The following is a 23,103-nucleotide window of genomic DNA, read 5'->3' as shown; positions in this document are numbered from 1 at the left end:
GACATTAACCCAATTCGGACGGGAGTGGAATAACTACCGTTACCGATGTTCCCGTACGGGATGAACTTATAAGATCCAGCTTGCCTCCCAGCGACTGCGCCCGCTCTTTCATAATGGACAGACCGAGCGAACGGGCAGGCAGGGGTTGCTTTCTTTTGGCTCCACCTTTTCCCCGATCCTTCACAATGAACACGGCTTCGGTATCCCCTAGCTGGAGAGTGATATCTGCCGCTGTAACTTCCGCATGTTTACGTACATTATTCAGGGCTTCCTGTCCAATTCGCCATAACCCCTCTTCTATACTGCGAGGCAGGCTGCGCATGCCGGTTCGGTTAACGACGACCTGCAGCCCCTGACTCGTACCATACTCCTGTAGTGCACTTAGCAGACCGGATTCGAGTCCGGCGGGACGAAGCTGCATGATCAGCGCACGCATTTCCTTCAGAGCTTCTTGAGATAACGAACGGATATCTCTCATGGCTTCAGCCGCCGGATGCAGTTCTGCTGTACCGGATAACATGCTCTCTGCTCCCTTGGCGGTCAACGAGAGCGAGAACAATATTTGGTTTACCGAATCATGCAGATCCCGAGCCAATCGGTTTCGCTCCTCCAGACGGGTTAATTCACGGCGCTTCTCGACGAGTCTCAGACTTTCCCAAGAAGCTGTAATATGTTCTGCGAGCGCATCCATAACCTCACGGTCTGACAGAAGAGAATCCATTTCCGAACCAAGCTGGGCGACCAGCACGGCTGTTTCCCCGGGAGGGCTGAGTGGTATGGCAGCAGCCAGACCTGAAGACATAACGGAATCGGGAGGCATGCCGCAAACCTGAGACAATTCTACCATCTCGGATGCTGACAATATTTCGGCGCGATGTGATTGAATCACACGTTGTAGTAGGCGATCCGTCTCCGGCGGTATCTCGTTAACTAGCAATGAGTCTTCCAAGGCACTGGCATGCGCCGTTTGTATGCGTAGAGCTTCATTTTTTTGAGCTATCAGAGCGACAAAAGGCCATTCGTAATGCTGTCCAAGCAGCTTGACCACCGTCCTGGCCATATCGTCAGCATTGCTGCACTCGTTCAGTTCCAGCCCCAGCGCTCTGCTGAACTCCCCCAGCCTGGCATACTGATCCGCTCTTCTCTGCTCGCCGCGATATAATCGCATGCGCTCCATGGCACTTCCAATTTGATAGGCTACGGCCTGCAAAAGCGCCAGCTCCCCTTCACTAAAATGCTCTTTGCCTGGTGCGGCAACGTTGAGCAATCCTATCATTTTCTCACCCGATCGCAGCGGAACCGTTGCATGATGGGTGATGTCACGCGTATCTCCCCACTGATGCTCCGTGGCATCCTCAAGCCGTTTGCAGTTAATAATGTTGACGGCATTATCGAGTCTACCATCCCGGAAACGGTTTACACACCAGCATGTTCCACAGCGCATGGGCTCCTTGTCTTCATGAAGCAGAGCCGGCGGCAGGTTGTAGTCCGATACACATGAATATTCTCCGCCCTCACGAATGAGAAACACCCAGCCTGTCGTAAGTCCCGTCAGTTCCAGCAGCTTGCCTACTACCGTATCCAGCATCGGGCTCAGATCATTGGATGTGTTCAGCGTCTCCGCAATGGTTTTCAGCGTGTACATTTCCTGCATTCCGGAATCTTGCGGCATGCGGATTTCTCTCCTTTGTTCCATCGAAGTGTTGTTGTTTCATTATTGTATACAATCATTTCAGGAGTTTAAAGGACGAACTTGCAATCGTTTTAACCGAGCTTTTGGCGGCTCTTGCGGGATATGGACAGCGGCTCCACATTGATCAGTCCCCGATCAGATAAGGCAAGAGCCATTTTATAGAAGGCACGGGTTCTGATTTTGGTATACGTATCCTTGCTCACAGGCGGATCAAATACATGGTTGTACACCTTGTAATCAAACACGTCATCATCTTTCAGGTACCGTTCACAAACCAGTATCCGTTCCTTCTCACTCAGACGAGACACGATATGATCAATTGTATCGCAATACGCCTGACGTGCCCGCTGTACATCCACATTGTAGATCGCCGTTCTGGCAGTTGGGTCCCCTGTGACATTGGTCGGCCCATGGAAACGCTCCGTGTAACTCGCCGTGACCATGACCTCACGTTCTTCAAAGGCAATCGTTTTATAAATTCGGTATTTCTCCAGCGCGGCTTCCACAGCCGTTTGCGTTTTGCGTCGATCCAGTTCAGGCAGCAATAATTCCATATTCATTCTCCTCCTTAAGGGTTTGGTCTAAAATAAAACACGCTAAACTTCACTTCTTTTATGAGTGTTATACAGTCTTTTCAGAGAAATAACGGCCATTGTCCAGGTCTTTTGTGTTGCCTTTTGGAATCACTTCCGCAGGGCTTCATACCTTGAGGCTTCCGGTTTCCAGTACATATAAATCGTTCAAATTTAATGTTATGTTCGTATATTGTTCGTATTTCTATTTGAGGATACCACTTATTGGAGATTAGAGTAAACCTTCATTTTGGGTCATTTTGACGATAAAATAAAACCCTCGCTCCTATTTTCTATACCTTTTGGCATAATTGTTTCAATTCCCTTTACCTAATGGTATATATACGTTATAGTACAGATAATTACAGATCTCTCGTATAAGCGACTTTCTATTATAAATATTAAGAAGCTACTTGAATGTTAAAGTGAACATGATTTGTCCCCTAGAAGTGCGAAAGTAGTGGAGGAGACGGAATCGATTCTGAAAAAGCGTTAGCGTTCGCATTTATCACCGGATTTCTCCCTTTCATAAGGGATCAAGGAAATCTGGGGATAACGGCGATTGGAAGAACGATCCGTATCCGGAACGGGGCACTAGCAGATCATAGGGCATGGAGTGTTTCTTAGTATCTATTAAATACGCTTATACGAATTGAAGGAGTTGGCATGAATTGTGGAGCACGCTTTTGGTCCTTATCTGAAACAACTGCGGGAACAGCAGAGCTATAGCATCAATCAGCTCGCCGAAGCAGCAGGAATCAGCAACTCACAAATTTCACGCATTGAAAATGGAGTCCGCGGTGTTCCGAAACCAGCCACGATCCGCAAATTGGCCGATGCGCTCTCCGTTCCCTATGCCGACATGATGAAACAGGCAGGGTATATTGAGGCAGCAAATGCAGCAAGTGAAGCTCAGGACATTCCCGAATGGGCAACGTACAAAGACCGACGTGATTTCAAGAAAATGCTTGAGGACGAAGACGATCTGATGTTTGACGGAATTCCACTGGATGACGAAGACAAAAAACGTATCAAGGATGTGCTGACCGGACTGTTCTGGGAAGCCAAGCAGATGAACAAACGCAAGAAAAACGATGAACCGGACAGCCGCCAATGAGGCATGGAAAGCTGATTACAATGAAGCAGCAGGTGAGATGATATGGACGAGATGGTAACAAAGCTGATTCGAAAACACCGGACCAACTGCCCCTTCAGCATTGCCAGAGCCATTGGAATACAGATCCGTTTCACCAATCTGGGCAAGTCTACCAAAGGGCTGTATTTCCGCAAGCTCCGCCGCAGATTTATTGTCATTCACAGTGAACTTCCGCCGGAATGGCAGCGGTTTGTATGCGCTCATGAACTTGGACACGACCGATTGCACAAAGGCATTAATCGTTTCTTTTTGGAGGAACACTCCTATTTTGCTCCCGGCAAGCTGGAAAGACAGGCCAATCGTTTTGCCATTCAATTATTGACCTCGGGAGTCATGCCGGAACCTGATGAATCCCTGGAGAAATTCTGTTTACGTACAGGACTGCCGCGCGAAGCGCAGCATTTTTTTTACTCTATATAAGAACATACGTTTCATTCAAATGAGCGTTAACTTTATTTCCCAGCCAGTCGATTAGATGTCACTTTCAGGTTACCTATTTTTACGTAAATCACGAGATTTCCTAATCATAGTCTGCTAAAATACAATTTGAGCTGTGCGAGAGCTCAGGCAGATCATATTTTTGGGAGGGTACAGATTCATATGAAAATCTGGAAGACTTACGTTTCACTTCTGCTAACGGCTTGCTTACTGTTTGGCAGTGTAGGAATTGCGGCCGCTGCAACGGATACAACTCCGGGCACGGGTAAACACATTACGATTCTACATACGAATGACACACATGCACGTGCAGTTGAAGCTTCACCTGCAATGGGCTATGCCAAAGTGGCAGGGATTGCTGACAAATACCGCAGCGAGAATCCAAATACCCTTTTGCTTGATGCAGGGGATGCTGTGCATGGTACTACCTTTGCGACACTCGTGAATGGCGAGAGTATCGTCAAAGTCATGAATGAAATGGGCTACCAGGCCATCGTTCCGGGTAACCACGAATTTAACTACGGCTCCAAGCACCTTGTTGAGCTTGCAGACATGATGAATTTTCCAATGCTCAGTGCCAACGTGAAGAAAAAAGACGGAACTCGTCTTTTTGATCCCTATCTTATTAAAGAAGTTGACGGTGTGAAAATCGGAATCATCGCCTTGACTACACCTGAAACCATGTACAAAACGAATCCAAAAAATGTTGAAGGTCTTGATATTACAGACCCAGCTGCGGAAGCCAAAGTTCTGGTGAACGAAATTCGCAGCAAAGTGGATGTGGTAGTTGTTCTGGGACACCTTGGACAAGATGCTTCCAGTACTGACACTAGCTTCAAAGTGGTAAAAGAAGTTCCGGGTATTGATGTATTCATCGACGGACACAGCCACACCATCCTCCAGGATGGTCTCGTATCCGACAACGGAACATTGATCGCGAGTGCCGGAGAGTACACCAACTTCGTAGGTGTCATCGATCTGTGGGTAGACGGTGGCAAGGTAACGAAGAAACAAGCTACATTGATTGATGAAACAGAAGCCAAAGATATTAAACCGAATGAGAAAGTAGCAGCACTCGTGAACTCCATTCAAAAAGAACAAGAACCTATTCTTAAAGAAGAAGTGGCCAATACAGCGATCCTGCTTGATGGTAAACGCGAACAAGTCCGTGCTGGCGAGACAAACCTAGGTGACCTGCTCGCAGATGCCCTTCGTGATGTCAGCAATGCAGATATTGCACTTACGAACGGCGGCGGTATCCGTGCTTCCATTGAAAAAGGTATCGTAACCAAAGGCGACATTATCACTGTACTTCCTTTTGGTAATCAGGTTGTAACGCTTGATGTAAAAGGCTCTGATGTTCTGGCAGCCCTTGAAAACGGCGTAGCCTCCTATCCGGAACCAAGCGGTGGTTTCCCGCAAGTATCTGGCATGACGTTCAGTATTGATACTTCAGCTGCCGAAGGCAGCCGTGTACATTCCGTGATGATCGGAGACAAAGCTCTTGATCCCGAAGCCACGTATACACTGGCTACGAATGACTTCACAGCCGTTGGCGGTGACGAGTACACCATGTTCAACAAATACACCATCTCCGGCATGTACGGTGCAATGGACGAAGCACTGATTGAATACATGCAGAAGCTTGGCGCTGTGGACATCAAAACAGATGGCCGAATCAAGGAAGCAAAAACACCTGTAGCTGAACCGGAAGCTCCAGAGACAGAGACACCTGCTCCGGCTACACCGAAGCCAGAAACGCCAAAACCGGTAACACCAAAACCAGAAACACCTTCAAAACCGACACCAAACAAACCAGCTCCTGCCAAAGTATATGTTGTAAAATCCGGAGACTCCCTGTACTCCATCTCCAAAAAATACAACACAACCTGGCAAGCGCTGCAAAAGTTGAACAGCATCAAAAATCCTCACTGGATTTATCCTGGTCAACAACTGAAGCTGCCTGCTGCTTCTTAAGCAGCAAACCAATATTCGAATAGTGTGACCTGCTCCACAGATCGATTGAATCAGAAGTAATGATAGCAGTATCGGAAAAAGGGTGTTCCTTCAGCCAATCTGGCTGAAGGAGCACCCTTTCTGCTTCTCATTTGAAAAGCAACCATTTACCTTTCCCTTGTGAGCCTTTTAGGCAAAAACGATTAAAATACCTTTGCGGCAAAAATAAATCCTCAAACCTAACCTATCGTACATACACTCTCTGAGTCCCTAATCGTGAACTATAGAAAATATGCGCATAATTGCCACTGCTGCGCGATTTATTCGCTTTCCAGACGAACATAATATACAAAAATGCTTTGCATATTTGCACCTCTTTCCATACTTCAACCCAATCAGCGGAACGTGTACTTTTCAAAAAAGTTAAAATGCATTATACACATTAGTAAAGAGTAGTCATTTTGTACGGCATCATGCATATGATTCTGTTAATTCATATGTCTATAGGCCTTGTTTTGATGCTTGATTTCAAAATACCCCACAAAAATGGAATATCTCATAATATGTGGACCTATAAAATATGTCCCTTTATGACACGAATTAACAGTGTACTGACATTCGGACAAATAAGATTATCTACGGACTAGAGCACTTCCTTGGCATGAGTCAATGCCTCTTCCACACTCATGCTAATCCGCTTGGTTTCCCCTTTACCGGCAAGAGTGTGGGACCCTAATTCGACATTCCGTTCTGCAGCGCCCCGGCCAACCACAATCTGTACAGGCAGACCAATGAGTTCCGCATCCTTAAACTTCACCCCGGGACGTTCATCCCGATCATCTGTCAGCACCGTGTATCCTGCATCCCCTAACTGCTGTTCAAGTTCCAGGACAAGCTGACGCTGCTGCTCATCTTTCCAGTTTATGGGGATCAGGTGAATCTGATATGGCGCAACAGCTGCCGGCCACCTTATTCCGTCCTCTCCAGCATATTGCTCGGCAATGGCAGCCATCAGACGGGACACTCCAATACCGTAACATCCCATCACCGGGGCACACTGGCGACCATTCCGGTCCAAGAATGAAGCGTTCATGGCATCACTATATTTGGTGCCCAGCTTGAAAATGTGTCCTACTTCAATGCCTTTGGTAAATACAAGCTTGGCCCCACATGTAGGGCAGTTATCACCGTCAGTCGCGAAGCGAATTTGCCGGGCTTTGTTCAAGGCAAAATCGACCCCCGGGCGAACACCCGACAAATGCATATCGACTTCGTTGGCGCCGGTAATCGCACTTCCCATCGCAGCCACATCCGCGTCCACGATGAGTGGCAGATCCAGACCGACAGGTCCCAGGAAACCAACCTTCAAATCCGAACGGCCTGCTAGTGCTTCTTCGTCAGCCAGAATGAGTTCCTCGGCACCCAATACGTGCTTGAGCGCAATATCATTCACTTCATGGTCCCCGCGAACAAGTGCAGCAATCAGTTGACCATCCGCTTGATAGAGCAGTGTTTTTATGATTTGCTCGGGTCCCTCACCGACGTAGGAACTGAGCTCGGAAATGGTACGAATAGCGGGCGTATGGAGTCGGATTAGCGATTGGTCCACGGCATTGGACCGGGATTCAGCTGTATGCTGGGTTACAGCTCCATTTGTCTGGTATCCGGCCTTCTCGAGATTCGCAGCATACCCACACTGCTTACAGGATACAATCGTATCCTCTCCCACATCAGCCAGTGCCATGAATTCGTGTGTTTCTCCCTGACCGCCGATTGTACCTGCATCTGCTTCTACACGAATATATTCCAGACCGCAGCGCTCCAAAATGCGTGAATATGCCTTATTCATCGCCTGATACGTGTGATCCAGCTCTTCCCAGTCGGAAGCAAAAGAGTACGCATCCTTCATAATAAACTCGCGGCCACGCAGCAAGCCGAATCTTGGACGCCGTTCATCCCGGAACTTGGTTCCAATCTGATATAACGTGAAGGGCAATTTTCTGTAGGAATTGACCTCATCACGCGCAAGAGCAGTCACCACTTCCTCATGGGTTGGTCCGAGAGCGAACTCCCGATCGTGGCGATCCTGCAAACGCATTAGCTCAGGGCCGTACTGGCTGTATCTTCCCGATTCCTCCCACAGCTCTGCCGGCTGCATAATAGGCAGCAGTACTTCCTGACAACCGGCACGGTCCATCTCTTCACGAACGATCCGCTCGACATTGAGCAGTATACGCCGCCCCAGCGGCAAATAGCTGTATATCCCTGCTGCCAGCTGGCGAATCATGCCTGAACGAAGCAGCCAGCGATGTCCGGCTGCATCCGCCTCTGCCGGCGCTTCACGTAATGTTGGAACAAGCATTTCACTTTGACGCATCCATTCCACACTCCTTATCTTCCTGATCATTTTTGCAAAATGAGTGGATAAACAGCAAAAAGACACATCCGTCAAGGGACGAATGTGTCGTGGTACCACCCTTATTTAACTGCATGGTTACATTCACTAACACGTCTCGGGTTTCCCCGGGCATGCTGAACAAACGTCCCGTTTCCCCAATAGGCAATATGGAATCATACAGTCCTCTGAGGCGTAACGGGCCCAGTCCGGCGGAGGTTGCAGCCTGCTGGCATTCTCTTCCGCAGCTCGCGAGGTGGGAATTACGAAGCAGCAGCAGAAACCTCTCACCAATCGGTTCCCTCTCTGATTGAAGCTGGCTGGCGCAATTATGTCCTCACTAATCGCTGTTATCATTTTTGATCACATTAGTGCATTTGCAAGCAATTGTCAACTAATGTGTTACATGCAGATAACGGGCAGGAAGAATTCCGCGGGTGATGCTGACATCCCGCTGGCTTCCCTGTAATATAGAGAGATAGAGAACATGTATTATTGATAAAGGAGCTTGTCCTATGCCATATATTATCTATGATCTTGAATTTACGGTTAGCCGTAACGCGCGTTACTCTTCTGAAATTATCGATATCGGTGCGGTAAAAGTTACGGAAGGACCTGACGGATTATATGTATCCGACACGTTTCATACTTATGTTCGTCCTTCGAATAAATCGGTGCTGTCCACCGACACCATTCAATTTACTGGAATTACGCAAAAAGATATTGATGCTGCTCCTCTTTTTCCTGAAGCACTCCAAAACTTTATCGCCTGGATGGGAAGCGAAGTTTATTATATGTGTTCCTGGGGACCCGATGACCGCAGCAAGCTGATCTCCCATTGTCGTACACACCAGCTTGATGTTGCCTGGATCACGAATCATAATGACCTGCAGCAGCAGTGGTCGCGAACCGTTCGCAAGGAAGGCAAATTCCGTCAGCTTGGACTAGCTCAAGCACTCGAACTATGCGGAATCGAGTTCGACGGCACCCAACATCGTGCACTGGATGACGCCATCAATACCGCCAAAGTATTCATGCATCAATTCGATCGCTTCAATCTGGAAACCAACTGTGCCGCTGATGATGAAGGCGTTGCTTCCAAAGTTGTGTATTCCAGCAGCACAGAAGACGATGTGAAAGATTCACCCTTCGGTAATCTCGCTCATCTGTTCAAAACCAATGAATAAGCTGTTTGATCTTTCCTCTTAATCATGCAAAAGAACGCCTGTCCACGCTGGGCATTAGCTATACAACTGCTGCCAGCGTCTCAGGCGTTCTTTCATTACGCTTCGGTATCCCTCGGGTTCAAGAATCTCTGCCTCTGGCCCATACTGACTAAGCCATCTCAAAAATTCCTGATCTTCAGCCAAAATGGTCTCCAGCAGTAATGTGCCTTCTGGTTCCATCGTGAGAATGGGACGCACCAAAAATTTTTGCTGCATCACATGCTCAACTGCATCGGGGGAGAAACGGATCTTGAACGCAATCCATTCTTGTCCTTGGCCGGCTCCCGACTTGCGGAAATGGGATTGCAAAAGAAAATCGTCTTTGCGGAATGTACGAGGCAGAATCCGTACTTTTTGCAGATTCTCTACTTCAAAAATCCTTAGCGTCTCCAAAAGATGACAGTATGCCAACAAATCAAAACGGTACTCACGTGGGATCAAGCAATACGGATCGAGCCGTACCACTTTCTTCATGTTTTGAGTGAGATATTCTGCCTCAATTGTGTTTTGTGACATGCCAGCTTGAAGTAAAGTCACCAGTGAACTGCTTTTCCATTCATCGCCGTCATTCTGCCAAGCAGGCAGCCCTGTTTTAAATAAACCGCCAATCTGCTCTGACCACTCTACCCGCTCCGTTTTGTTCTTCTGATTCGATGCAACCACTTTCTCATAGGCGCTCTCGAAGGCAGGCTTCAGATAAGGACGAATATCATCCATAACCTCAGCCAAATGAGCAAAAGCGTGAGCCTCCTCATCAGACCAGTTGAGCGGATACATGGCAAAGTTGCTGATAAACATGTAACCTCTCCCGTGTCCCATATTGGCGATCGGAATATGCATTGCGCTGAGGGCCTCCATGTCGCGATATATCGTCCTTTCCGTTGTCTCGCATCGCTCGGCCAGCTCCCGGGCCAGAATTCCCGGTTTCGCCTGCACGAGAGTTATAATGCGCATTAATCGGATCAGTCGGTCTGTCATTTTGCCGGACCCTCCACTAAGTTGTCAAAAAATTCGATACAACTCCATCCAATTGTTAATCATGATATATAGTACATTCGACTCACTCTTTATTTTCACCTTTAAATTCTATGTAGAAACATTCATTTTCATATCATTCTCAATAGTCCTTTGTCCCTACTCACATAACATGGTTTTTCCGTGGCTATTGTACGCTCCACCATACGTGATTCCGTAGTGATAACGCAGCTTCTCCACAATTTCGGCTTCTTGGTAATAATCCAGATCCTGCTTTCGTGCTGCCTCAATCAACAAGGCATCTGCATGCCTGCGAAGCAGATTGCTTCCCTCTTGTGCACGACCTCTTTCATAGGCCCGCAGGGCTTGTTTAATCAACGGCACGGTCTCGCTTAATTTAATCGTCTTCTCCACCTTCGGGTCCTCCGGCTGCCGTAACATCCCCAGGTGGCTTGTATATTGAATATACAATTGCTCACGGCGCAGCAGTACTCTCTGACTCTGCTTCACTTTGCGTGTGCTCCAGTAGGCAGAGCATATGGCTGCTTTTCCAGACACACGAGGGCCCATGGCAAATTCGAGGAGAATTTGTTTACTCTCCCCTTTGTATACATCGCCGAGCCGCAGAATCCAGCCGATATCGGTCTCCTTGGATCGGCAGCCATAAATCCCTTTGAGTTCAATTCCAAATTCCGGTTTGAGCAAAAGTTCCATGTCTCTTGACACAATTTTAGGTGCTACTTTCCTAAGTCTTTTGGCAGGGGCCCCGTAACGCCATTCCACCATCATATATACGGGGTCGGCCCCCCCTGTCGGTATGGCCTCTCTGTTCCACGAATAACATACTTCAAAGACTGAGTTCACTGGTAGTCTCTCCCCCGATTTATGTGTATTATCTTATAAGTTATCAGGGTGAATGGACACTATATTGTCACGGAACATATGTTCGCATAATATTTTTACATTAAAATGTTTTTACATCCCTAAATCCGCCTAAATCCGACATAAAACGACGAAAAAGCCTGGCATTATGCCAAGCTTCCCCGCTTCATATTTATGACAAGTCCCAACTTACACGGTAGGCTGATTCATTCCCATCTCTGTTATGGATGCTACCCATTCCGGTTCTCTCACAGGCGCGTAAGTCACACTATCAATGATTAGTTTACGCCCGATTGGCTCTCCGTTTACGGTAATCATAATCGTTTTGGTTGGTGTCGTTTGCTCTGTTGTGTACATATATTTCTTCTCCTTTATTCACGATCTTATTCTAAAAATCGGATATATTATTATTTTTTATTATTTTTTATTATTTTCGTCATTGTGAATGGAAGCACCCGGAACCGGGGTAATGATATTATGTTTAAACTGTCCGCGCGCTGCCTTGAACGTATATTACCCTGTTGCACATTGAATTAAACAAATGATCCCTCCTGAAAATTTGCAATGTACTGAACCCAACACGCCGCTTTTGGCGTATAATGTAAGAGCCGTATTTCAACAAATGACGACGAATTCGGCAGACGAAAAACCTCACCGAAAGAAGGTGCCAATGATGCCACAACCCATGAAGGGTCATTTCATTCGGGTGTTATTCACCACATTCATTCTATTTACCGTTACACTGTCATCTACAGTAAATGCAGCTAGTGCCAATATATTCTCTGACATATACAGCGGGTGGGAACGCGTTTCCGAGCTCCCCGGTGAAGTGAACGCCCTGCAGGAGAGCTACCAGCAGACGCTGAACCAACTGAATGAAACCTCTGCTCAACTGGGACAAGCCCAGGCCAATGTTGAAGCATTCAAGGCCCAGAATGAGCAGTTAATAGAACAGAACCAGAAGCTGACCGATATGGTCACGAAACTGCAGGAAGATCAAGATGCCAAAAATGCCACGACCAAACGAATTCAAACGATGATTATCACCGTCATTGTCCTCATATTAGGCTATTTTGTTCTGATTCGCGTGATGCGCTGGGGAATGCGTCGTCGTTCTGGCCGAGCCTAAAAGAACAGGAGCAAGCACATGCACATACACCTGAACACTGCCGAGGCCGGCGGAGCTGGACAAGTGGTAACCTTCTCGCTGGTCCAGAATGACCGGCTTCATATTTTACACCCGCAGCAGATCGTGGCCTTTCGCGGATCGAGCGGCAGTCGCAATGACAAGTTCATGAACATCTCAGGCATGGTCCGCAAAAAAAAGCTGATCAAATCCGAAATCACTGGCCCCTGCCAATTTGTGGCTGCACTCCCTCCCGGATTTACCATGAAGGAAGTGGAGCTCACAGAGGAGAGTGATTTGCTGTACGACTTTCGGCATCTCTTCTTTTACTCAGACGGAGTGAGCATGCATACCAAGATCCAGAAAATTAAGAACATGCTGATCACGCAGGATGCTGTCAAAATGAAATTCTCAGGTAAAGGCAAGATTGGACTGTTAACCCAAGGCCAGGTCTGCCAGCAGGAATTACATCCTACTGCCCCGCTTTACGTAGATGCAGGCAGCATCATAGCCTATCCCGAGAATGCCAAGCTGGAACTCACCGTGTATGGAAATAATCTCGCCAGTCAGCATATGAACTACCACTGGAAAATGACGGGACAGGGCTCGGTACTCTTCCAGGCAGGACGGGAGAATAGCAGACTCGAACGGGACCTGAATGATGAAGGACTATTCAAACGCATCCTTAAGGAAGTCATCCCTTTCGGCAATGTAATCATTAAATGAACCGCCCGGTGATCTCCGCATTTATTACACATGCGGGGTAGTCACCGGGCGGTTTCGTGTTATAATGGTTCAGACAATTGAAGAAGAAAATCCATGCCTCCTGGCATGGGAGAGGTTCGCGAACTCCCTCTATAAGACTTGACCTTTACAGGTCATTACAAGTCTTGCGTACACCGTGTATGACGTACGTAAAAAACTAAGGACACTTTTACCGTGCTGTTTTTTAGCAGCGTAAGGAAAGGTGTGTTTTTTGATGGATGCCAGTTCATGAACTTCTCTGTTCTTCCGACACTCTGTGCCTAGGTGCATAGATTGATCTTAAGAAGATGGAGAGGTTTTTTTATGTTGAACGAAGAAAAAGCGGTCGTCGTATTTAGCGGCGGTCAGGATAGTACCACATGTTTGTTCTGGGCCAAACAGCAATTTGCTGAAGTTGAGGTGGTGACCTTCGATTATGGACAGCGTCATAAGCTGGAGATCGAATGCGCCGCTGCGATTGCACGCGATCTGAATGTACAGCAAACCGTGCTGGACATGAGTCTGCTTAACCAGCTGGCGCCTAATGCATTGACCCGTACAGATGTGGAAATTACGCACGAAGAAGGCGAGTTGCCTAGCACATTTGTAGATGGCCGCAACCTGCTTTTCCTCAGTTTTGCCGCCATTCTCGCGAAGCAAAAAGGAGCGCGTCATCTGGTCACTGGCGTATGTGAGACAGATTTCAGCGGATATCCGGATTGCCGGGATTCATTTGTTAAATCCATGAATGTGACGCTTAACCTGTCGATGGACTACCCGTTTGTCATTCATACTCCGCTAATGTGGCTGGATAAGGCCCAAACGTGGAAGATGTCAGACGATCTCGGTGCCTTTGATTATGTACGCGAGCGGACACTGACCTGCTATAACGGGGTTATTGGAGATGGATGCGGTGAATGCCCTGCTTGCAAACTGCGCAAAGCAGGATTGGATCGCTACATGGAGCAGCGCTCTGCTGGGGCATCTGTAGGAGCAGATGTATGATGAGAGAGCCAGGAACGTTCCGCATTGTTGAGCATTTGCAGCGGATTGGGGAGGATATACTGCCTTCACAGCTGCGTTATCACCGCAAACGTGTGCTGGTCAGCAAAGAGTTCACCTTCGATGCTGCGCACCACCTGCATTGTTATGAAGGCAAGTGCAAGAACTTGCACGGCCATACGTATAGAGTCGTTTTTGGCATCAGCGGTTATCCGGGCGAGACCGGACTGACGGTTGATTTTGGACACATCAAGGATATATGGAAAACACAAATTGAAGGTTATCTGGATCATCAATATCTGAATGAGACCCTTCCCCTCATGAATACCACGGCTGAAAACATGGTCGTCTGGTTGTTCGAACAAATGGAACACGCGCTTCAGACTGAACCCTATGCAGGACTTACCGAAGGTGGCCGAACCGAATTTGTGCGCCTCTACGAGACACCAACCAGCTATGCCGAGGCTAGACGGGAGTGGATGATCGATGAGTAGTGTGCCAGAAAACATCGGTTCTGCTTCCTCCGTACAAAGCAAAGAAGCGCGCATCCCGGTCATGGAGGTTTTCGGTCCGACAGTTCAAGGCGAAGGCATGGTGATCGGACAGAAAACCATGTTTGTCCGCACCGCCGGCTGCGATTATCGCTGCTCCTGGTGCGATTCTGCATTTACCTGGGACGGCAGTGGCAAGGACCAGATCCGAATGATCACACCGGAGGATGTATGGGCTGAATTGCGCCGCATTGGCGGTTCACGATTCTCCCATGTTACCATCTCCGGCGGGAACCCTGCCCTGCTGGCTTCGCTGGGCGGGTTGGTTTCTTTGCTCCGGCAGAACGGCATCCGCACTGCGGTGGAGACGCAGGGCTCCCGCTGGCAGCCTTGGCTGGCTGACATTGACGAGGTCACCGTGTCTCCCAAGCCGCCTAGCTCGGGCATGGACACCAACTGGGACGTGCTGGATGATCTCATTAACCGATTGTCCACAGGCCCTGCAGGACGCAGCCACAGCCTGAAAATTGTCATCTTCGATGAAATAGACTTGGATTATGCCCGCCGCGTGCATGAACGGTATCCGGCTACCGATTTGTTTTTGCAGACTGGAAATCCGGACGTCACTTCTGCCGAGACGAAAGATCTGGCTTCGTCGCTGCTCGCCCGTTATGAGTGGCTGATTGATCAGGTCAGTGCATCGGATGACCTGAACGATGTCCGCGTGCTTCCACAGCTGCACACCTTGGTGTGGGGAAACAAACGCGGCGTTTGATCGGCTCCATGGACAGCTTGGGTAGAACTGGGCGGCATGATGTAATTTTTTTGGAAACAACCAGGGGCTTCATATTTAAAACTTGGAATCCCTATCATATATACCGGAGAGCTTCGCGCTTGAACGGAACAAGGAGAGTTAACCCATTGACAAGACAACCTGATGAAATGAAAGATGTGACGCTGCTGGGTAACCAGGGCGTAAAATATACGTTCGAGTATGATCCCGGCATTTTGGAAAGCTTTGATAACAAGCATCCCTACCGCGATTATTTTGTAAAATTCAACTGCCCGGAATTCACGAGCCTGTGCCCAATCACGGGTCAGCCTGATTTTGCCACCATTTATATCAGTTATATTCCCGATGTGAAAATGGTAGAGAGCAAATCGCTTAAACTGTATCTGTTCAGCTTCCGCAACCATGGGGATTTCCACGAGGATTGTGTGAATATTATCATGAACGACCTGATCAAGCTGATGGATCCTCGCTACATTGAGGTCTGGGGCAAATTTACGCCGCGCGGTGGCATTTCCATTGATCCGTATACCAATTACGGCAAGCCAGGAACCAAGTATGAGCAGATGGCTGAACACCGCATGATGAATCATGACATGTATCCGGAAACGATTGATAACCGTTAATTCTCCGGCACTTCTGTTCCGCTGTGCAGTATATCGAAAATAATAGAACACTTAAAAGCCGAACTCTTCACTCCGAAGAAATTCGGCTTTTATTTATGTAATCCCTCAATCGCTCAAAGGTTCGATCGAACCTATCAAGAGCGGTTAATATATTTTATGGAATGTCATTATTTTACCTGTTCCCCTTGTCGCTTCCAACAATCTATCCTATTATGTAACAATATGCTTAGGCAAACTACATTATCAGGCGCTGATCCTTCGTGACCGCGACCAAAGGAGAAAAGTACATGTCCATGCAAACTTCATTATCCAAGGACGCTGCCATGCGTTCGAAAAACCAACCCGGATTGGATGCCCAGAGCACCGTTTACCGGATCTTGATTGCCATCAGTCTGGTTCACTTGTTTAACGATTCGATCCAGTCTGTCATACCGGCTATTTTTCCAATCTTGAAAGACTCCATGCATCTTACATACACACAGATCGGATGGATATCCTTCGCTATCAACTTTACCGCATCCATTATGCAGCCTGTTGTAGGCTGGTTTGCAGATAAGAAGCCGACGCCTTCGATATTGCCGATCGGCATGGGATTCACGTTCACCGGCATGCTTCTGCTGGCGTTTGCTGACAGTTATATGGCTGTCCTGATTTCCGTTATCTTTGTCGGGCTTGGTTCGGCCGCTTTTCACCCGGAAGGTTCCCGGGTATCCCATATGGCCGCAGGGCCTCGTCGGGGTCTCGCTCAATCCATCTTCCAGGTGGGTGGCAACGCCGGACAGTCTCTTGCTCCGCTCTTGACGAGATGGATCTTCATCCCGTTTGGCTTGTTCGGTGCCATCGGATTCACCGGCATTGCAGCCATGGGGATTGCCGTACAGATCTATATTGCCCGCTGGTACGGCCGCATGCTGCAATCCGGAGGTTATCTTCGCAAACAGGCGGCTGCCCGTCGTGCTCCAAATCCCGCACTTCGCAAAAAGATAGCTGCTGCCATCACGATTCTGATTATGCTCGTCTTTGTTCGTTCATGGTATGTCGCTTCCATCGGCAGCTTCTATGCGTTTAATCTTAAGGAATTGTTCAGTCTCTCCACAGAGGATGCACAGATCTACATCTTCCTGTTCCTGGCCGCTGGCGCACTTGGCACGTTCTTCGGAGGTCCACTGGCAGATCGCTTCGGCAAACGCAACATGATATTCCTGTCGATGGCTGGAGCCGCTCCACTTGCGCTGCTGCTGCCTTATGCCAATCTGTTCTGGACCGGCGTGCTGCTGACCATTATCGGATTCATCATGCTATCCAGCTTCTCGGTGACCGTGGTTTATGCCCAAATGCTCATTCCGGGCAAAATCGGAACCGTCTCCGGATTAATCACCGGGCTCGCATTCGGTATGGGAGGACTCGGTGCGCTTGTTCTGGGAAACTGGATCGACGTGTTCGGTGTATCTCCAGTCATGCAGATGTGCAGCTTTCTGCCGCTGATCGGCATATTCACCTTCCTGCTGCCTTCGGATAAGGTACTGAAACGCTGGGCAGATGAAAACGGCAGTGAGGAATAAAAAGGATACTGATACTGGTACTGTTACTACATTTCTATAAACCTCATAAACGTCAAAAAGGGTTCCCGCTCCAATCTGGTATACAGATTGGCGGGAGCCCTTTTATTTATTAAATGGTTTATTACTTCAAGCGCTGAAGAATCAGCCTTTTTTTGTATAACATTTTACCTGCTTCGGCAACATCGCTAATCGTATTTTTGTTGCTTACCGAACCAAACACCATGCCCGCAATCGGGATAAGCTGGAACAGCTTTTTCCAGCCGAAGGATTCACTATAGGAATTGAAAACCTCACGCCAGCCCTGCATTTGTGAAACGACCTGTACTTGCTTGTCCGGATTGTCATACTCGGCCAGTTCATCAATAATTGCCTTCTTGCCTACAATGTCGGCAGAGGAGAATTGCAGGCACTTCACAATGAATATCCGTTCCTGGGGATCGTCGGGATCATATCCGTAACATAACGCCATCTCTTGCAGTACCTTCAGGGAAAGCCCCATCACCATCGGGATATCCGCTGCGATCGTTACAATACCGCCAATTCCTGTTGCGGCACCCTGTGCTGCGGCAAATTTGGTTCTGCTCTCCGTAATGTTGTCAGCAACGCGGTCCAACACTTCAAGCGGCAGATTTTCTACACTATGAATTTTGGCAGTCCCTTCTGCTTCGGCATCCTCTTCCATTCGATAGGTATGGTCCTTCATGGAGTAACCCGATCTCTCCGCTTCTTCTTGAAGCAGCTTGGCTACCTTCTTTTTCTGAACGAGAAATTTGCCGCCATTCTGTACATACTGCCCAACTTCGTTCAGGGCATCACCAATTTTCTGTTTGATTGCTTTTGGCATGACTTTATCCAGCATCGCAAATGGCAAACGCCCGATTTTATCCCAGATGAATAAATCCTTCTGTTCCTTTTCCCACTTTAGAATCTGCTCAAGCTCGTGATCCAATGTTTCACGTGAATCCATATGTGATCCTCCTGTATGTTCGATTAATTATTTCAGCTATGGATTGTATACGTTGAAAAAGGATTCTGGTTACTAATCGATGTGATTTTGCCTGTATACCTTAGGGGAGACTCCATAAGCCCTTCGGAACTGACGGGTGAAGTAGTTGCTATCGTTAAAGCCGCATTCATAGGATATCTGGGTTATGGTCAGGCCACTGTGTTTCAACAAGCTGCATGCTCTCTCCAGGCGGAGCGTCAACATATAAGCAATTGGCGTCATCTGATAATAAGAGCGAAAGATCCGATTCAGGTGCCTTACCGAGATATTGGATTTACCTGCAATCTCCTCCAGTGTCAGCGGCTCCAGGTAATGATCTTCCATATAGGATATGGCATTCGCCAAGTGCATCAGATGGTTGCCCTCCATCCCCTTTTCCTGCGTATCATAGTGCCGCGACAGGTAGACGACCAGCTCCGTGAATCGCGAGAGCAGCATCGTCTGATAGCCCTGCAGCTGGCCATGATACTCCTCAATCATGATCGCAATCAGTGATTCCACATACTCCAGACTGGGAATGGGCAGCGCCAGCTTGCCAGGATAGGAGTGAATATTACGATAGTATGGCTCCAAGACAAACAGCGCCTGAAACCCGTTCGATTTCTTCAGATCCGGTCCAATGGATGCAAGCATCTCCGGTCTGAACATAATATTGCAGATTTTAAAGTCATGAGGGTCCCTGTAAGCATGAGGTGTGGAGCCGTTAATGACAAAGGCATTGCCCTTTTTGATAAAATACTCCTCTGTATGTACAACATGCGTGGCATTACCGTTCAGCACAATCACGAGCTCCGAAAAATCGACGTGCTGATGCAGCTCGGTATCCTCCTCATGCCCACCGTACTGAATATAAAATGGAAACTGCAAGTCAGATGTAAACCAGTTCAGATACGCGCTGCTCAATCGTTTCTCCTCCACAATTCCAGTTGGATTGATGTCTATATCATGCTACTCCAGGACCGAAAAATCAAGGTTTCCACCTTACTACCCCGATATAATTCATCATGTAGAGACGCCAGTGGAAGACGAATTGAGGAGGTGTATACGATCAGAAACACATGATCATGATTCTGCTCTATGGGCAGTCTGATTTTTTTAAGACCAGATTTGTAAACGCATTCAAAAATACAATATCTCAGGGGGTTAGCATGGTTAAATCGATAAGAAATATTCCCAAATGGTCAGTCGCGCTCACACTCTCATTAAGCTTGCTTGCAGGATGCAGCAGTGAAGGTGCAACAAATGTCAGCTCCAGCGGTGATGAAACTGCTCCGGTAACCTTCACTTTCTTCGGTGCAGATGCCAATCCGAATTGGAGCAACATGCAGGATGATGTCGGAAAGGAAATTACCAAACAAACAGGTGTAACCCTGAATGCGGAGTTCGCCATGTCCGATCCTTCCCAGCGTTTGGCACTCATCGCAGCAAGCGGGGATTACCCGGATCTGATCAGTCCAAAAGGGGATCTGGACAAATTGATTGATGCCGGGGCCATGCTTGATCTAACCGATCTGATTGAAGAGCATGCGCCCAACCTCAAAAAACTGTTCGGGGATGAAATGAAGCGGCTTCGCTACAGCAATGATGATCCCTCCATCTACGTCATTCCAACATACTCTGCGATTGATGGGGTCAACTTCGTCGCAGGCGGCGGCTTCCAGCTGCAGCATCGAGCCGTGAAGGAAGCTGGATATCCTGAGATCAAAACGTTACAGGATTACGAGAATGTCATCCGCAATTATCTGGAGAAACATCCTACCGATGAAAATGGCAATCCAAACATCGGCATGACGTTGAATGCGGACGACTGGCACATTCAGATTACCGTAACGAACCCGGCTGCCGAAACGACCGGCAAATCAGGTGACGGTGAATACTACATCGATCCGGAAACCTATGAGGCTTCTTATCATTTCCGCACTGAAGGTGAAAAGGAATATTTCCAGTGGCTGAACCACATGTACAATACCGGTTTGCTGGATAAGGAGTCCTTTGTGCAAAAGAATGACCAGTATCTGTCCAAAGTCGCATCTGGCCGGGTTATCGGCCTGACCGATGTGGACTGGGGCTATGCTGATGGCGAAAAGGCATTGAAAGCTGCCGGGAAAAATGACCAGACTTACGGACACTATTCCGTCATGTTGTCGGATCAATACAAGGATAATCGTTATCAATCAACAGGCTTTATGGCTGGCTGGGGTGTTGGCATCACCGTAGACTGCGAAGATCCGGTCCGGGCGATCAAGTTCCTGGACTACCTTGCTTCAGATGAAGCCCAGGTACTGAACAATTGGGGGATTGAAGGCAAGCATTATGAAGTCAAGGATGGCACCCGTGTTGTCCCCGCTGAAGTACAGGAACGTATCGTGAATGATAACATTGCGTTCAGCAGGGAATCGGGTATCGGATTTTACACGAACCTTGGAGCTCATTATGGAGATGGTGTCAAAGACTCTACCGGCAATTATTACACCAAGAACTTCCCGGACCAGATTGTGGAAAATTATACGGATGCTGATAAGGAAACACTCAAGGCTTATGGTGCCACAACATGGATGGATTTGTTCCCGAATGAAAAGGAATTTCCGGCCAAACCTTGGGGGGCCGTATGGAACATCTCCGTGCCGAGCGAGGACGAGATCAACATTATCTCAAGTAAGGTCAAGGACATCACATGGAAGCAGATCCCGCAGGCCATTATGGCCAAACCGGAGGAATTCGAGGCCATCTGGAATGAGTATCAGCAGATGCTGATTGATGCCGGCGTTGAGAAAATGGAACAGGGATTTACCAAGTATGTACAGGACCGCGTTAAACTTTGGAATGAATAGGAGTAATACAAGATGAAATACAGCAATCCCGTCATACCCGGCTTTTATCCTGATCCGAGCATCTGCCGGGTAGATGAAGATTATTACCTGGTGACCAGTACCTTCGAATATGCTCCAGGAGTGCCCATATTCCACAGCCGAGATCTGGTCCACTGGCGGCAAATTGGCCATGTGCTAACCTCTGACCAACAGATTGTACTTGCAAATGCATGGGTTTCCGGGGGAATCTATGCGCCAACCCTTCGGCATCATGAAGGTTGGTTCTATATGATCACGACCAATGTAAGTGCAGGTGGCAACCTGTATGTACGCAGCCCTCAGCCTGAAGGCCCTTGGTCGGAACCCGTTTATGTTGATCAGAAAGGCATTGATCCCTCCCTTTTGTTCGATGAAGATGACCGGGTATACTTCCAAAGTGCCTGTAACGGTTCAGAAGGTGAAGGCATCTATCAGTGCGAGATTGATATCGAGACAGGAGAACGATTAACCGACAGCCGATTAATCTGGAAAGGAACAGGAGGAGCCGCACCTGAGGCACCCCATCTGTACAAAGTAAATGGCATGTATTATCTGATGATTGCTGAAGGGGGCACGGAATATGGTCATATGGTTACCATTGCCCGCAGCAACGATCCCTATGGACCATATGAAGCATGTCCCGCCAATCCGATCCTGTCCAATCGAAGCATGAAGACCAGCATCCATGCTACAGGGCATGCAGACCTTATCCAGATTCAGGATGGAAGCTGGTGGGCGGTCTGCCTCGGCATTCGTCCTGCTGCCTATCCGCTTCGGCATCATCTGGGACGTGAGACGTTCCTTGCCCCAGTCACATGGACGGAAGATGGATGGCCAGTCATCGGCAATAACGGACATATCGAGCCTGCCATGACTGGACCGCAGCTGCCGGAAACGCCGTGGCCATCGCCAGCAGTTCGAGACCATTTTGACCTGCCCACACTGGGGCTGGGCTGGGTGTTCCTGCGAAATCCGGCTCCCGGCAGCTGGTCACTAACTTCGAATCGGGGTCACTTGACTTTATGCGGTAACTCCCTCTCCCTTCATGAGCAGGGGAATCCCGCATTTGTTGGGCGGCGCTTGAGTCATTTCCAATGCAGCATCGCTGCCGGGCTGGACTATGAGCCCCTACAGGAAGAAGAAGAAGCCGGATTAACGGTCTTCATGAATGAAAAATATCATTATGATCTGGCGATTAAGCAGCTTCATGGACAGAAGAAAGTTATTTTCCGTCGAACCGTAGGTTCATTACAAACTGAACAGATTCACGACTGTGGAACAGGCCCCGTCAGATTAAAAATTCAGACAGATCGTAATCAATTCACGTTTTTCCTGCAGCACGGCTTGGGGAAGGACATCCTGATTGGATCTGGCGAAACCCATCTGCTCTCCACCGAAGTGGCAGGCGGCTTCACCGGCATCATCATCGCCATGTACGCCCATGCTCCATCCGGAGTGGGTACGCCAGCTCAGTTCGATTGGTTCGACTATGAGCCGCAAGAGGAAACCAGGACTAATCATTGATATAAGCCATGCAAACATACCAAAAAACCCACCGTCCATGTTGATCTGGCCGCGGTGGGTTTTAAGCATATTCTAGCGATGAAGTTCTTT

The 23,103-nt window shown here is 48.2% G+C and carries 21 protein-coding genes; 13 read left to right on the top strand and 8 right to left on the bottom strand.

The window, feature by feature from the left end; genetic code table 11:
* Window positions 1-4: 4 nt before the first annotated feature.
* Window positions 5-1,672 (bottom strand): GAF domain-containing sensor histidine kinase, encoded by a 1,668-nt coding sequence (locus tag PIL01S_RS14325; RefSeq protein WP_127538079.1) that lies wholly within the window; start codon window positions 1,670-1,672, stop codon window positions 5-7.
* Window positions 1,673-1,764: 92 nt separating this feature from the next.
* Complete coding sequence (locus PIL01S_RS14320; protein WP_127538078.1) at window positions 1,765-2,247, bottom strand: ArpU family phage packaging/lysis transcriptional regulator; 483 nt, start codon at window positions 2,245-2,247, stop codon at window positions 1,765-1,767.
* A 688-nt stretch (window positions 2,248-2,935) separates the two neighbouring features.
* On the opposite strand from PIL01S_RS14320, the gene PIL01S_RS14315 reads away from it, so the two are divergent.
* The 3 genes from PIL01S_RS14315 to PIL01S_RS14305 all read left to right on the top strand — a co-directional run bounded on the left by PIL01S_RS14315 (window position 2,936) and on the right by PIL01S_RS14305 (window position 5,836).
* Complete coding sequence (locus PIL01S_RS14315; RefSeq protein WP_127538077.1) at window positions 2,936-3,382, top strand: helix-turn-helix domain-containing protein; 447 nt, start codon at window positions 2,936-2,938, stop codon at window positions 3,380-3,382.
* A 42-nt stretch (window positions 3,383-3,424) separates the two neighbouring features.
* Entirely contained in the window at window positions 3,425-3,841 is a 417-nt protein-coding gene (locus PIL01S_RS14310; RefSeq protein ID WP_095360761.1) for an ImmA/IrrE family metallo-endopeptidase, read from the top strand.
* Window positions 3,842-4,021: 180 nt separating this feature from the next.
* The gene (locus PIL01S_RS14305; RefSeq protein WP_127538076.1) at window positions 4,022-5,836 is read left to right on the top strand and encodes a 5'-nucleotidase C-terminal domain-containing protein; all 1,815 of its coding nucleotides are present in this window, start codon (window positions 4,022-4,024) and stop codon (window positions 5,834-5,836) included.
* A gap of 622 nt (window positions 5,837-6,458) precedes the next feature.
* On the opposite strand, the gene PIL01S_RS14300 is transcribed toward PIL01S_RS14305, so the two are convergent.
* Window positions 6,459-8,192, bottom strand: a complete 1,734-nt coding sequence (locus PIL01S_RS14300; protein ID WP_127538075.1) for a proline--tRNA ligase — start codon at window positions 8,190-8,192, stop codon at window positions 6,459-6,461.
* A gap of 533 nt (window positions 8,193-8,725) precedes the next feature.
* Between PIL01S_RS14300 and PIL01S_RS14295 the strand changes: the two genes are divergently transcribed.
* Window positions 8,726-9,397 (top strand): 3'-5' exonuclease, encoded by a 672-nt coding sequence (locus PIL01S_RS14295; RefSeq protein ID WP_127538074.1) that lies wholly within the window; start codon window positions 8,726-8,728, stop codon window positions 9,395-9,397.
* 54 nt (window positions 9,398-9,451) lie between these two features.
* Here the strand turns inward: PIL01S_RS14295 and PIL01S_RS14290 are convergent, their stop codons facing one another.
* The 3 genes from PIL01S_RS14290 to PIL01S_RS29500 form a co-directional block, all read right to left on the bottom strand.
* Window positions 9,452-10,414 (bottom strand): helix-turn-helix transcriptional regulator, encoded by a 963-nt coding sequence (locus PIL01S_RS14290; protein ID WP_127538073.1) that lies wholly within the window; start codon window positions 10,412-10,414, stop codon window positions 9,452-9,454.
* A 156-nt stretch (window positions 10,415-10,570) separates the two neighbouring features.
* Window positions 10,571-11,275 (bottom strand): hypothetical protein, encoded by a 705-nt coding sequence (locus PIL01S_RS14285; RefSeq protein ID WP_127538072.1) that lies wholly within the window; start codon window positions 11,273-11,275, stop codon window positions 10,571-10,573.
* A gap of 207 nt (window positions 11,276-11,482) precedes the next feature.
* Window positions 11,483-11,650, bottom strand: coding sequence for a hypothetical protein (locus PIL01S_RS29500; protein ID WP_164764233.1), 168 nt, complete (start codon window positions 11,648-11,650; stop codon window positions 11,483-11,485).
* A gap of 316 nt (window positions 11,651-11,966) precedes the next feature.
* Here PIL01S_RS29500 and PIL01S_RS14280 point away from each other — a divergent pair, with 316 nt between their 5' ends.
* The 7 genes from PIL01S_RS14280 (at window position 11,967) to PIL01S_RS14250 (ending at window position 17,634) form a co-directional block, all read left to right on the top strand.
* On the top strand, window positions 11,967-12,422 hold the full coding sequence (locus PIL01S_RS14280; RefSeq protein ID WP_127538071.1) for a hypothetical protein: 456 nt from the start codon (window positions 11,967-11,969) through the stop codon (window positions 12,420-12,422).
* Between the two features lie 18 nt (window positions 12,423-12,440).
* Window positions 12,441-13,145, top strand: coding sequence for an AIM24 family protein (locus tag PIL01S_RS14275; RefSeq protein ID WP_127538070.1), 705 nt, complete (start codon window positions 12,441-12,443; stop codon window positions 13,143-13,145).
* Between the two features lie 345 nt (window positions 13,146-13,490).
* Window positions 13,491-14,168, top strand: a complete 678-nt coding sequence (gene queC, locus PIL01S_RS14270; protein ID WP_127538288.1) for a 7-cyano-7-deazaguanine synthase QueC — start codon at window positions 13,491-13,493, stop codon at window positions 14,166-14,168.
* Complete coding sequence (gene queD, locus PIL01S_RS14265; RefSeq protein ID WP_127538287.1) at window positions 14,168-14,659, top strand: 6-carboxytetrahydropterin synthase QueD; 492 nt, start codon at window positions 14,168-14,170, stop codon at window positions 14,657-14,659. The genes queC and queD overlap by 1 nt, the downstream gene beginning before the upstream one ends.
* Window positions 14,652-15,431: a 7-carboxy-7-deazaguanine synthase QueE gene (queE, locus tag PIL01S_RS14260; protein ID WP_127538069.1), complete on the top strand. Its 780-nt coding sequence runs from the start codon at window positions 14,652-14,654 to the stop codon at window positions 15,429-15,431. Before queD ends, queE begins: the two co-directional genes overlap by 8 nt.
* Before the next feature lie 167 nt (window positions 15,432-15,598).
* Window positions 15,599-16,072 (top strand): preQ(1) synthase, encoded by a 474-nt coding sequence (gene queF / locus PIL01S_RS14255; protein ID WP_095289120.1) that lies wholly within the window; start codon window positions 15,599-15,601, stop codon window positions 16,070-16,072.
* A 287-nt stretch (window positions 16,073-16,359) separates the two neighbouring features.
* The gene (locus PIL01S_RS14250; RefSeq protein WP_095288916.1) at window positions 16,360-17,634 is read left to right on the top strand and encodes an MFS transporter; all 1,275 of its coding nucleotides are present in this window, start codon (window positions 16,360-16,362) and stop codon (window positions 17,632-17,634) included.
* Between the two features lie 121 nt (window positions 17,635-17,755).
* Here the strand turns inward: PIL01S_RS14250 and PIL01S_RS14245 are convergent, their stop codons facing one another.
* Both PIL01S_RS14245 and PIL01S_RS14240 read right to left on the bottom strand, forming a co-directional pair.
* Window positions 17,756-18,601: an EcsC family protein gene (locus tag PIL01S_RS14245; protein ID WP_127538067.1), complete on the bottom strand. Its 846-nt coding sequence runs from the start codon at window positions 18,599-18,601 to the stop codon at window positions 17,756-17,758.
* Between the two features lie 72 nt (window positions 18,602-18,673).
* Window positions 18,674-19,543, bottom strand: a complete 870-nt coding sequence (locus PIL01S_RS14240; protein ID WP_127538066.1) for a helix-turn-helix domain-containing protein — start codon at window positions 19,541-19,543, stop codon at window positions 18,674-18,676.
* Between the two features lie 245 nt (window positions 19,544-19,788).
* Here PIL01S_RS14240 and PIL01S_RS14235 point away from each other — a divergent pair, with 245 nt between their 5' ends.
* Both PIL01S_RS14235 and PIL01S_RS14230 read left to right on the top strand, forming a co-directional pair.
* Window positions 19,789-21,471 carry an ABC transporter substrate-binding protein gene (locus PIL01S_RS14235; protein ID WP_127538065.1) on the top strand — a complete coding sequence of 561 codons (1,683 nt, stop codon included), beginning with the start codon at window positions 19,789-19,791 and terminating at the stop codon, window positions 21,469-21,471.
* Window positions 21,472-21,483: 12 nt separating this feature from the next.
* Window positions 21,484-23,013 carry a glycoside hydrolase family 43 protein gene (locus PIL01S_RS14230; protein WP_127538064.1) on the top strand — a complete coding sequence of 510 codons (1,530 nt, stop codon included), beginning with the start codon at window positions 21,484-21,486 and terminating at the stop codon, window positions 23,011-23,013.
* The last annotated feature ends 90 nt before the right edge of the window (window positions 23,014-23,103 follow it).

The sequence above is a fragment of the Paenibacillus illinoisensis NBRC 15959 genome, assembly GCF_004000925.1.
Lineage (GTDB): Bacteria > Bacillota > Bacilli > Paenibacillales > Paenibacillaceae > Paenibacillus > Paenibacillus illinoisensis.
This window is presented reverse-complemented; position numbering and strand designations above follow the sequence as displayed.